This window comes from Alteromonas oceanisediminis (assembly GCF_018474025.1).
Lineage (GTDB): Bacteria > Pseudomonadota > Gammaproteobacteria > Enterobacterales > Alteromonadaceae > Alteromonas_E > Alteromonas_E oceanisediminis.
The window spans coordinates 21,639-33,884 of sequence record NZ_JAHCTA010000006.1; the positions used below are offsets into that span (position 1 = coordinate 21,639).

Here is a 12,246-nt window from a genome sequence, read left to right on the forward strand (position 1 = left end):
TGAGAGGAATGTTGGATTTTGACAATTTAAACGATCATGCTCTTTGGGGGGCCTATGTCAGGATCTATTGCAGCAAAAGTGGTGTAAGCTTTTTTCTTATCTCTAGCTAATCAATCGAGTTGAATTACGTTTCCCATGTTATGTCTCACACTAATTTACCTGCCCCAATTTATCAATCAGATCTTGGAGCGTCTGACACTGTCCTTCAAGACGACTTTTTTCGTCGCGCATTTTCCCATTGTCTCGCTTGAGATCACTATTGACCTGAGCAAGTTCAGCATCTCGCTCTTGCATATGCTCATGCTTGGCTTGCAATGCTGTGTAATTAGCTATCAGTTTATCTATTTTGTCTTGGTATTGGCGCATTTGCTTTTGATATTGTTTCTGGGTATCACGGCTTGCATCCCGTTCACCGCTGACAACGACCAGGTTCGTTTCGAGCGACTCAAGGCGACATTTTGCCTCGCTTAGCGCGGTCTGCTTCGCTGTTAACGCTTGATTAGCCGCATATGATGCTTGACGATGGCGAGCACACTCTTGCTCATGTTTCTCGTTTTCTCGTTCACGCTGTTGTGCTACGGCCTCTCGGTAATGAGCAAGTGCTTGTCGTGCATCTTGGTGCTTTTCTTCAAGAGAGGTATTGTATTTTTGTGTCGCGTCAATCTGCTCCTGCTGTGCCTTTATTCGTTGTGTTTTGAGAGCAATATCGTGCTGGTCTTTTTCACTTTTTGTACGTAGTGACGCATTTTTTTCTTCCAACGCCTTGAGCGCATTACTTTGCGCCTGATTTTGCGCCGTCAACGCATTAACTTGTTCAGTCAGCGCATTTATCTGCCTGTCTTTATCTTTTATACGTTCCTCAAACACGGCTGTTTTTTGGTCAAGTGTCGTGTGCGCCTCTTTGGTTACACGCGCAGCCACGTGATTGATTAGTTCCTGTAATTCATCCGATAGCAGCAGTTGTACGACTGTAGTGCCCTGTACGTCTTCCAAGTGTCTTAAATGTTTATGGATCGTACTTTTCGAACCGGTATGCCCAAGCTCTGCGCGCACACCATCAATCGATACATTCTCACCTCGCGCCAGAATAGCTTGTTTGGCCTGTTCAACGTTTTTTAGCGTGATCCCACTTCTAGCCATTTTTATGTACCATATTACGTAATACGTATTTACAGTATAGTAATCTATCTAAATGATCACAATGCGTTAACTTACTCACGCGTGATAATCATGATTTATATCACCTTTACGCGCTAGTACGCTTGATTAATGGTAATACTGATACATACTGACGTGAGAATTAGACAGTTAGGTCGAAATATCGCTGCATGCCCTCCTCAACGCGAAACGTACAAATACATTCGGTCAACGATTACATCGAAGCGGCTACCCGTGACAATACACGACGGACCTACCGCGGCGCAGTAGAGCATTTTGAAGTAGACTGGGGAGGTGTTTTGCCGACAACCAGTGACACACTATGTCGGTATTTGGCGCATTATGCCCAGACGCTGACTTTCAATACCCTGAAAACACGACTGGTGGCCCTATCACAGTGGCATCAAAGCCAAGGATTTGTTGATCCAACCAAAGCGATGCAGGTGAAAAAAGTACTAAAAGGCATTCGCGCCTTGCACCCTGCCCCCGTGAATAAAGCACCGCCTCTCGCGATGGCGATGTTAGAACAGTTGGATCGCCATCTTAACGTGGAATGTCAGTCTGACAAACAGGGAATATCTGTGCGCGCAACACGTGATCGGGCGCTGATTTGGGTGGGGTTTTGGCGGGGATTTAGAAGCGATGAACTCACCCGACTGTTACTCCAAAACGTCGAGCAATCCCCACATCACGGGCTGTCACTTTACCTGTCACAATCGAAAGGCGATCGCCACTACGCGGGTAAACACTACCCACTGCCGGTCTTAAATACGCTGTGCCCAACCGCGGCCTTGGATTGCTGGCGAGGGGTGCTCAGCGAGCACGAAGGGCCCATATTCAGGAAAATAGACCGTTGGGGTGTTATCGCTGAGCATGCCCTTAACCCCAGAAGTATCAGTCGCATACTCAGACAACGATTTGAGAAAGCGGGCATACACAACGCACAGACGTTTTCTAGCCACTCGCTTCGTCGCGGTTTCGCATACTGGGCAGCGCAACAGCGCTGGAGCTTAAACGATTTGATGACACACGTCGGATGGAAAGACACCCGCACGGCCATGGCCTATTTGGAGACGTTGCATCCTACCTTCCAACACAGCGCTTGACTCATGTTTATTCATGAATGTCATCTGAAGTGGGTAATAAGCTGTCCGGCGTGACACCTATGACATCGGCCAATTGATACAATAATTCGATACTGATGTTGGCTTCACCGCGTTCAATGCGGCCCATGTAACTCCTGTCCACTTTCGCTTTTAACGCTAACGCCTCTTGTGACAAACCCGCTGATTTGCGCGATGCACGAATGATGCGTCCCAATGCAAGGGATAACTGTGACATAAACCGACCTGCTTAAAAGTCAGTAATATCTCTACTTGCGGCTTAATAAACCACGGACTATAATCCGCATCTTTAAAATTCCCTTTGCAGTAAAAAGGTATGTTATGCGGCAGTTTACGCCCCACTCTGGTTTAGTTCAGGCCATTTCCACATTTGATACACATCGTTTTCGCGTTACTGAAATTCGTGATCGTTACATGAAACTGTACCCAGACACCCAAAATAAAAATGACGTACGACGTTGGGTGCACAGTTTTATGCGGACCTTTATCAAGCATGGATTGTTAATTGATGTCACGGAAAATAGCGATAAAGCAGCGCATTATCGTGCAACCGTTCAATTGCGCGCGATCAATAATCCGCAGACCGACAAGAAAATGGATGATGAGCTCCTCCTTAACAATAATCATCCTGCAATCCAAAAGCGATTAGTGGCACGCCAACACGATATTTTGATCAGCCTGGGGGCAACGGAGGAGCTTGAAAGTTTAAAAACCGAATTTCCAGACATGGCCGCACGTATTGATCAACAATTAAGTGCGTTTAAAGATCAGAACGTGCGTACCTTGGGTAAAATAAAGGCGCTTGAATCTTTATTAGTACACCACTAATGCAGCTGCGGCGTTGGCAACAAGCCTGCCATGACACTGCCATTGCACATTTTTATAGCGGCTATCGACAATTCGGCTGTTTAGCGACGCCCGGTGCGGGTAAAACCGTCTTCGCTGCAGTTACCATTAAGCGTTTACTTGATCTGGATATGATTGATTATGTGATATGCGTCGCGCCTTCACTAACCGTCAAAGCGGGGTTACAAAGAACGTTTGAACAGGCACTCTCTCTCCCCATGGACGGGCAGTTTAATGCTGTAGGCGTGTGCATGACATATCAAAGTTTAGCGAGTCTACACCCTGCACTTCTCAATCGACTACGCAGTTATCGCCTAGCCATCGTTGTGGACGAAATCCATCATTGCGGTGGCCAGGATAAAACCGAGGCGACGGCGTGGGCGGATCCCCTTTTGGCCTTGACCAGTCAAAATGAACAGGCTTATACCTTGTCGCTATCCGGGACGCCATGGCGTTCCGATCGTTTACCGGTCACCACGCTGCGCTACAACGCGTTGTTTTCGCCACAGATGCATTATTGTTATGGCTTAAAAGAAGCGATAGCCGATGGCGTCTGCCGCGCGCCGATAATCTCGGTCATCGACAATGAGCACTGGACAGTCACCCATGAGCGAGACGGCGACACCCGTCATGACTCGTTAGCCTCCTTGATATCCCATGATGGTCTACGTTACGAGATGGTGCTGGAAAATCCGTTATTCGTGAATCATATGCTTAGCCTTTCAGTATACGAATTGACTAAAAGACGAAGACGCTATGCCGATGCCGGCGGTCTCGTTATCGCCTCTTCCATTGCCCACGCAAAATACATTCAAACTGAACTACAGAGCATGACTAATGAACCGGTTTGTATCATCACGAGCGAGGAACTCAATAGCCAAGAAAAACTCAGGCGATACAGAAAAAGTAATCAAAAATGGCTAGTCACGGTCGGAATGGTCACGGAAGGTACGGATATCCCGCGTCTGCAGGTATGTTGTCACTTAAGTCGAATTTGTACGGAGCTGCATTTTAGGCAAGTCCTTGGTCGGGTGCTGCGATGTCGTGGGAAACATGATGCCAATACGGCGGTACTATTCATTCCTGCGCAACCTGATCTTGTTACCTATGCTAATCGTCTGCAATGCGAAGTGCCTGATGCCGTTGTCATTGAGCGGCCAAAATTGGCGTCGACATCAACGATACTTGTCTCGCAGACCTCAACACTCCCCCTTTTACCTGCCGACCACACACATGACCGTTTTTCCGATGACAACAATTTCGATGACAGTGCGAGCTTGAGCAATACACCATTGATACAAGCACACTCACTCACCTCCACAAATACAGTGCCATCGAGCGTAGTGAGTGTGAGTGCCTATGGGAAATACAAAGAAGAGGTTTTGCGTTACATCTAGTTCACTGTGTCATCTAAATCGACAGCTTTAAATGGGCAGTGTAGCGCTTTCATTTTCGCGTCTACTCATCAACGTCGCGGGGTTCGACGAGGGTTTGCCTAACACAATTCACGTCTTTTTCTTGTATATTGCTATTAGATTTTTGATGTTTGTGTAAATTAATTTTATAGTTTTGATGCAATTCTTATTCTCGAAATCGTACAGATCAGGCCAGTTGACGTGAGTTCATGCTGTTGATTTACTTCGATAAGTTAGATCTTTGCTAGGGAAACTTTAAATCATACTATTCAAAACGAAGCGAATTGAGTCATTTACGATAGCCTAAAACATCTACAGAAAAAACGTATGGATGGCTGCAATACGCCTTAGACTTTTTGAATAAAGAGCTGTTCGACACCCGTTGACCTTAGATCTCTTCCCCAGCCGCAGACGAAATCGCGTCATGGGTTGAGCCTCATTTCAGCGCTCGGAACAAGGTAACAATATCTACGCCGGTGAAATTGCAATAAACCCTTATTACATTACTAGATACCCGTTAATTGAAATATGTGAAACGCTCGTACTTGAGACGACAAATATTTGGTAGGGGCATTTTGGTGTACTTGGGCGACGCGGATACCATAACCAACAGTAGGCGAACAAGATGTTGGATATCAGTTTGAAGCCCTATTCAACAGGAAAGCCAAGGGGCTCAGTGACAGGTGAAGCGATGATAGATTACGTATTGCTGGATGAGCCATTCATGCGCGCGTGCAAAGACTTAGCAAAGCAAGGTTTTTCTTTTCCTTTGTTCGACCGCTTTCCTGTGTTTAGAGTAGACGCAACTATCACGGTTGAGGCTCATCATGTTTCTCAACTTTACCCTTTGCACCGAATGATAGTGGCAATAGCAATAGTAAAAATATCACTTTTATAGATAAGATGTTGATGCCTCTTTTGACTACTGGCTGACTTTTGCTACATAAGGCAACTCACAATCTGCGCAAATGATATTGAGTTCACGTTTGCCGTAGACTTTGTTTAAGCAATTAGGGCACTCGTATTTTTGACGAGTCTGTCGTTTAGCGACTTCTTGAATAAAGAAGCTATCACCTAACTGGTCCTGCAGACTTTGTGGCATGGCAGGATACTCTTGGTGACAGTGAGCGTTTAATGGTTGGATCACGTCTTGACCAGCCCCAGAAGACATAGCCATTAATGTATCAGTTGACGTTTGATCACCAGCGGATAACGTACTGTCGACGACTACTGGCTCATGGAGTTTGGGTAAAGCAAATCTATCGACCCATAATAATGTAAATGATTCGTCAGCAATCAGTGTTTCTGCTGCTTTAAGAAAGCGCCCATTTTTTAAGATGTAGTCGCTCATGTGACGACCTGTAACACTACCACCTGGCTCACCAGTATCTGAGGGCATCAAGCCAATCTTCGCCATTTGTAACGCCCACTCTTTATTATGATAATGCCCGTCGCTAGGAGTGCCATACTGATGTTGCCATGCGTGAGCCATTTCATGCACTAAAGTTTGCATAACTTCAATAAGGCGTGATGAAGCAAAATAAGAAGGATTTATCGCTATCTCAGAGCACGTTTTGCCATCAATATTCCCCCACCGCTGTGCTGCAAAGAAACCCATTACATGCTTTTTTCGTTGCAGAGTAAAAATAACTGGCGCTAATGCACCATCAAACAATTGATCGTTAAAATGATCGTATGCATTAATCAACGGGAGATACAATTCGTTCGTCGGAGACATTGTAATACAGTCCAAGAATTATAATTGTAGTGTACAGCTTATAGGCGTGAGATTAACCCATTTTTAATCGCTATTTGGAATAGGTACGGACGTTCTTATACCCATTATTGATTTTTTTTACAGTGTACACTGTAAAAAAATGCGTTTTTCAATATATTTGCTTAAATAAATATGAAAAAAAAGAATAAGAGGTCAACTAATGGCGCGCATGAAAATCCTCTCAAAAGCCAGGCAGCGCGCGTTTGAGAGTATACCTAAACTGACAAAAGAAGCGAGAGATGGTTACTTTACATTAGATGCAGACACACGAAAAATCTGCAATAGAATGCAATCTGACCACATCAAAATTGGCTTTTTAGTACAAAAGGCCTACTTTCAAGCAAAAGGACGTTTTTTCGAAGCAAAACAATTCGCACAAATAGACATCAAGCGCGCCGCTAAAGCGATCGGCTCTGCGGTGATTTTTACACCTGAGTCGTATACAGCTGAAACATCGTTTCGGCACAGAAAGCAAATCTTGGCGCTCTTCGATTGGCATCCATGTAAAAACGACAATATTGACCACCTTAGACAGTATGCCAACAGCTTGGTCGCGGTGCGTATGCATAAAGAGGACCTCTTGTTTTCATTGGTCGCCTATTGCTGGATGAGACGTGTTGTAATTCCTTCCTATTCGCAACTTGCCGATATAATCGCCGCGGAATTCCGTGTTTTTGATGAAAAGATAACCGAAAAGGTCAACGAATTACTGCCGCCAAAGAAAAAAAGCGCATTGACTTCGTTTTTTAGTTATCACTCAACACATTTTACGGTTAAACAACTCAAACGTTTTAATCAAGGGGTGTCGCAACGCGATCTTTCCCAAAATGCCGATATTCTGCAATTGTATTCCGAACAGTTCTTTGACCTAAGCAAACTCTATTCTGGACTGCGTTTAACCACTGAGGCGGTAAAACATTTTTCGGATACGCTATACTTAGCGAATCAGGATGAAATCCGCCGTCTGAAAAATGATAACAAACGAGCAGTTTACTTTGCGGCATTTATATTTGACCAGTATTACAAACGACAAGACTTTGCAGCTGACGCAATTATCAAAGTCGTGCGTTCATTTTCCAATAGTGCCAGAGGAAATGAAAGAAAGCGGTTAGATGAAAAACGCGCCAAGGTGTTAGAGTCGAACAAGGCGGTAGTCGATGCAGCTAAAGACGCAAAACGTGTGCTAAAACTGATCCAGTCACTGACTAACGATAAGACCCTATCACTGCATGAACGCGACGAGCGGATACGGCAATTAGTCACTGCATTTTTTAAAGCTGAAGATCCTGAATTTGACGATCACATCGAGCGCATAAGCACCAGTATCCTACGTGAACGTGCACATATCGATTTTTATAGTGCAATGTTTAACAATGGCATTAAGTTACAACGGTTACTTGGAAAGCTGGTGCAATCCATGTCGTTCGACGCAGATAGTAAAAACCAAGCATTGGTTGAAGCGATTAACTATTTTAAAAATTCGCCAACACATATTGATGAAGCAACCCCTACCGCATTTTTGAAATCGGCAGACCTGCAACAACTGGAAACAGAGGATGAGTTTCAACCACTTACAAAGTTTCGAGTCCTTTTGTTTATGGCAATAGCCGATGCGTTAAAAAATAAGAACTTAACGCTGGTGCATTCCTACAGATATCGTCAAACACCAAGCTACATGATCAGTCAAGAAGAATGGGCCGCAAACAAACCGCAGCTTCTACTAGCATCGTCACTTGATAGGTTTGTGGTTGCACCAACGATCTTGAGTGGTATTGGTAACGAGGTAACAGAGAAATTTATCAGTGTTAATAGACGTATAGCGCAAGATGAAAATCCTTATTTCAAGCTAAATGAAAACGGCGAATGGCGTATTCGCTATCCTGAGCCTGAATTTTCAGTTGAAAAATACATTCCTACGCTATTAGGCTCAGCCAAATCAGTAACCTTGCAGGACGTTATGTTTGAAGTCGAACGCCATACTAACGTGTCCGCTTGCTTCAACAACCGACTACCAATAGGCGGAAAAAGCGATATCGATACCAAATTACTCTTTGCAGTAATATTGAGCCTTGGAACAAACATTGGGCATACTGAACTGGCGCGCGCTTCAAAGTTAGTCTCCGCAAAGGTCTTGAGGGATGTAGAAAATAAATGGGTGTCGTTGGCAAATTTACGTTCCGCCAATGCTCAGCTTGTAAAGACACTTCAATCATTGCCATTACCTTGTGTGTTTAATAATGAGCGCGGTGTCCTGCACTCTAGCAGCGATGGCAAAAAAGTGGTTGTCAATGTCAACTCACTGCTCGCGAATTATTCATACAAATACTATGGAAAAGAACAAGGGATAAGCGTAAATAGCTTTGTAGACGAAAAACAGTCATTCTTTCATGTCAACGTGCTGACCTCATCCGATCGAGAGGCTCCTTCCGTATTTGAAGGAATGGTATCGTCTGCGCATACGCTCACTCATGAAGATATCTATGAACATAAACACAGTACAGATACCCATGGTTATACTGAGGCTGTTTTTGCGGGTCTTCATTTTTTGAACATATCATTTGCACCGAGGATTAAAAACGTCCACGAACAAACCTTATATGCTTATGAAGCAAAATCTTTAAGAAAACAATCAGATGGTGCAATAGCTCCGAAAACTCAGATTAATAAAAAGCTCATTCTGGAAAACTGGGATGATATTCTCAGGCTGATGGCATCAATAAAGTTAAAACGATGTAGTGCTTCGCAGATGTTAAAAATGCTCTCAAGTAGTGAACGAGATAGTACCCTCTACAAAGCGTTTAAAGAGTTTGGGCGGCTATTAAAAACATACTTCATTCTCAATTACATCGATGATGAAGAACTACGCCAGAACATACAAAAACAATTAAACCGAGTTGAACTAGGCCAGTCGTTAGCGGACGAGATAATGTTTGGAAGGAAAGGAAAACTGCAAGTTGGGCTAAAAGATGAAATTGAATTGGTTATGGCGAGTAACACACTAATACGGAATATGATAATACTCTGGAATTATTTATTTCTAACTGATTACTATCTCACTCTTGATTCTCAAGAGGAAAGAAAACACGTCATAGAGCTGATTGGAACTGGTTCAGTAATAGCTTGGGCACACATTAATTTTAAAGGCGTTTATGAATTTAATCCAAGCTCAGTTAGCGCTTTTAAATCATCTCTCAAGGAAATGATGAGTGTTTCTATTTAAATTAAACTTTGTTAAATCAGTGGTTTATATTTCGACATTCGAATCGTTGTGACTAAGACGGTAAATCAGCCGAAATTCAATTAAAGCCGAAACGCGTCGTTCCCGCACACTGCGCGCCTTTATGTAAAATTTGAGATACTCATCAAGTTCGTCTGCAGCGCTAAAACTATTGACGTAGGAGAACGCAGTTTCGTCAAATTAGTGCATTTGGATAATTATAAATCGGATAAAAGCGCCAAAACACGGTACTTAAAGCATGACTTTTTCTTCGGGCCTAAGTGTCAGTACCTCGGCACCTTTCGCTGTTACAAGGATTGTATGCTCCCATAAAGAAATTTGACTTGTTTTAAAAAGTTAAGGACTTAGCTGCTATTGGTGTCTTGCCAAAATACTGTACACACATACATATTAACTGTATATTCATACATGCCTATAAAATTGAGTACGTAGATACTGATTGCTGATACTCGCGTATCTTTCCTATGGTTATTAACGAAAATAATAAACTGCGATGCATGACAAACTGATACAAAAACTCGAAATACTTTCAGATGCTGCCAAGTATGATGCTTCATGTGCGAGCGGGTCAGCCGGTAAACGAAAAGCGGGTAAAACCGAAAAAACCGGCATTGGTTCTCTGACTGGCGGTTCGGGTATATGTCACAGTTTCACCCCTGATGGGCGGTGTGTATCTTTACTCAAAATATTAATGACAAACTATTGTATCTACGATTGTCACTATTGCATAAATAGGGTCTCGAGTAGCGTTCGGCGTGCGCGTTTCACTGTGAAAGAAACGGTAGATTTAACGCTGAACTTTTATAAGCGCAACTACATCGAAGGTTTGTTTCTGAGTTCAGGCATTGTTGGTTCTCCCGACCATACGATGGAAAGTATGGTACGTATCGCAAAATCATTACGTGTTGAACACGGATTTAAGGGATATATTCACCTTAAAACAATTCCTAATGCGTCGCCTGAGTTACAAGCTGAAGCCGGCTTATATGCCGATCGGTTAAGTATTAACATTGAGATGCCAACCCAGCCTTCATTGAACAAGTATGCGCCGGAAAAAGATCTGGGCGCCATTCATGGTTCCATGAATACGCTAAAAGACAAGATTGCGGAGCATAAAGTAGATAAAACGTATCGTGGTAAGCGCCCTCCTCGCTTCGCTCCTGGCGGGCAGTCTACTCAAATGATTATTGGGGCCGACGATTCGAATGATAAAGTGATATTGAGCACGAGCGTTAAACTCTATAGCCAACAAAAATTACGCCGGGTTTACTACTCAGCATTTTCGCCAATTCCAGATGCGTCTGAAGTGTTGCCGCTCAGACCAGCACCTTTGATCCGTGAGCATCGTCTTTATCAGGCTGATTGGCTGCTGCGTTTTTATGGATTTAATCTTGAGGAAATCGTCCACGACGACATGCTTGATATGGACCATGACCCCAAACTCGCATGGGCATTACGCAATCGTCATGTGTTTCCAATTGATTTAAATAAAGCCGACAAGATGCTTTTATTGCGAATACCTGGCCTAGGTGCGCGTACCGTACAGAAAATTTTGGCGATCCGTCGCTATACTAAACTCAGCTGGATGGATCTCACGAAGATGCGTCTGCCATTACAAAAGCTGAAGCCTTTCATTAGTGTTTGTGACTATTCACCTGCTATTCATTTGCTTGAGAGCAACAATTTTGAGCTACAGTTCAAGCCGCCGAAGCAGATTGAGCTTTTTGGCGCTTAACGTCAGTAGTAGCAAGATGAAAACAATTTCAATCAATTCGGTGCCGGGCTACAGCGAGTGGCGCACTGCATCAAGAGAGTGCTTGGCGCAATCCATCGCACCTGAACATATTGTTTGGCAAGGTTCTCAGTCTTTACAGGACGATTTGTTCGGTGATGCTGAACAAAGTCCCGGAGTCTGTGAAGCACAAACAAGACATCGTATTCCCAATTCAGTCTTAGTACTTTTCAACTATGCGCTGTGTCACCGGGATACTAGCCGCTTTGCATTATGTTATCGGGTTTTATGGCGCGTTATTTTCGAGAACAAAAACCTTATCGAATTGAAAACGGATAAAGATGTTCTACATCTCTACACGTTAGCTAAAGCGGTGAAGCGCGATGCGTATAAAATGAGTGCATTTTTACGATTCAGAGGAGTGACTCTTGACGGTCAAGAGCACTTTATCGCCTGGTACGAACCGGAACATTATAGCCTAGAGATTAAACTGGACTTCTTTAAAACGCGTTTTAAGAATATGCGGTGGTCGATACTGACACCTTATCGGGCGGCTCACTGGGACACAGAAAAACTCATTTTGGAAGATAATCCCGACCCAAGCGTATTTCCTGAAGACGATCGTATCGAAAAATATTGGCTCACTTACTACGCTAATATATTTAATCCCGCCCGTATCAAAAAAGATGCGATGTTAAGCTCAATGCCTAAAAAATACTGGAAGAATATGCCTGAAACGGCGCTGATCGACGATATGATACGCGAGTCGGATACGAGAGCCCGCAGGATGATAAATGATGGGAGTAAACAGACCCCAAAGCGTTAGTCTCGTATGGCATCAGAAATGATAAATTGCCGTCGTGATTTTTGACACGCTGCCCTGTTTAAATCTTAAGACAATAAAAAACACTGAATTCACCCAATAATCTCTCGATTAGGTGAACACGTCGAATAGG

10 protein-coding genes are annotated in these 12,246 nt (G+C 43.6%); 7 read left to right on the plus strand and 3 right to left on the minus strand.

What is annotated here, in order from left to right:
• Positions 1-150: 150 nt before the first annotated feature.
• Entirely contained in the window at positions 151-1,140 is a 990-nt protein-coding gene (locus KIU71_RS11460) for a DNA-binding protein (protein WP_214131428.1), read from the minus strand.
• 188 nt (positions 1,141-1,328) lie between these two features.
• Here KIU71_RS11460 and KIU71_RS11465 point away from each other — a divergent pair, with 188 nt between their 5' ends.
• Complete coding sequence (locus KIU71_RS11465; protein WP_214131429.1) at positions 1,329-2,264, plus strand: site-specific integrase; 936 nt, start codon at positions 1,329-1,331, stop codon at positions 2,262-2,264.
• Positions 2,265-2,271: 7 nt separating this feature from the next.
• Here KIU71_RS11465 and KIU71_RS11470 read toward each other — a convergent pair whose 3' ends face one another.
• A complete protein-coding gene (locus tag KIU71_RS11470) occupies positions 2,272-2,499 on the minus strand; it encodes a helix-turn-helix domain-containing protein (protein ID WP_214131430.1) in 228 nt (75 codons plus the stop codon).
• Between the two features lie 104 nt (positions 2,500-2,603).
• Here KIU71_RS11470 and KIU71_RS11475 point away from each other — a divergent pair, with 104 nt between their 5' ends.
• The 3 genes from KIU71_RS11475 (at position 2,604) to KIU71_RS11485 (ending at position 5,441) form a co-directional block, all read left to right on the plus strand.
• Positions 2,604-3,110, plus strand: coding sequence for a hypothetical protein (locus KIU71_RS11475; RefSeq protein ID WP_214131431.1), 507 nt, complete (start codon positions 2,604-2,606; stop codon positions 3,108-3,110).
• Positions 3,110-4,525: a DEAD/DEAH box helicase gene (locus KIU71_RS11480; protein WP_214131432.1), complete on the plus strand. Its 1,416-nt coding sequence runs from the start codon at positions 3,110-3,112 to the stop codon at positions 4,523-4,525. The genes KIU71_RS11475 and KIU71_RS11480 overlap by 1 nt, the downstream gene beginning before the upstream one ends.
• Before the next feature lie 643 nt (positions 4,526-5,168).
• Positions 5,169-5,441: a hypothetical protein gene (locus KIU71_RS11485; protein ID WP_214131433.1), complete on the plus strand. Its 273-nt coding sequence runs from the start codon at positions 5,169-5,171 to the stop codon at positions 5,439-5,441.
• A 24-nt stretch (positions 5,442-5,465) separates the two neighbouring features.
• Here the strand turns inward: KIU71_RS11485 and KIU71_RS11490 are convergent, their stop codons facing one another.
• Positions 5,466-6,281 carry a SprT-like domain-containing protein gene (locus KIU71_RS11490; protein ID WP_214131434.1) on the minus strand — a complete coding sequence of 272 codons (816 nt, stop codon included), beginning with the start codon at positions 6,279-6,281 and terminating at the stop codon, positions 5,466-5,468.
• Between the two features lie 199 nt (positions 6,282-6,480).
• Here KIU71_RS11490 and KIU71_RS11495 point away from each other — a divergent pair, with 199 nt between their 5' ends.
• From KIU71_RS11495 to KIU71_RS11505, 3 genes are all read left to right on the plus strand, one after another.
• Positions 6,481-9,540, plus strand: coding sequence for a Tn3 family transposase (locus KIU71_RS11495; RefSeq protein ID WP_214131435.1), 3,060 nt, complete (start codon positions 6,481-6,483; stop codon positions 9,538-9,540).
• A gap of 511 nt (positions 9,541-10,051) precedes the next feature.
• Positions 10,052-11,293 (plus strand): putative DNA modification/repair radical SAM protein, encoded by a 1,242-nt coding sequence (locus KIU71_RS11500; RefSeq protein WP_214131436.1) that lies wholly within the window; start codon positions 10,052-10,054, stop codon positions 11,291-11,293.
• Positions 11,294-11,309: 16 nt separating this feature from the next.
• Positions 11,310-12,116, plus strand: coding sequence for a TIGR03915 family putative DNA repair protein (locus KIU71_RS11505; RefSeq protein WP_214131437.1), 807 nt, complete (start codon positions 11,310-11,312; stop codon positions 12,114-12,116).
• The last annotated feature ends 130 nt before the right edge of the window (positions 12,117-12,246 follow it).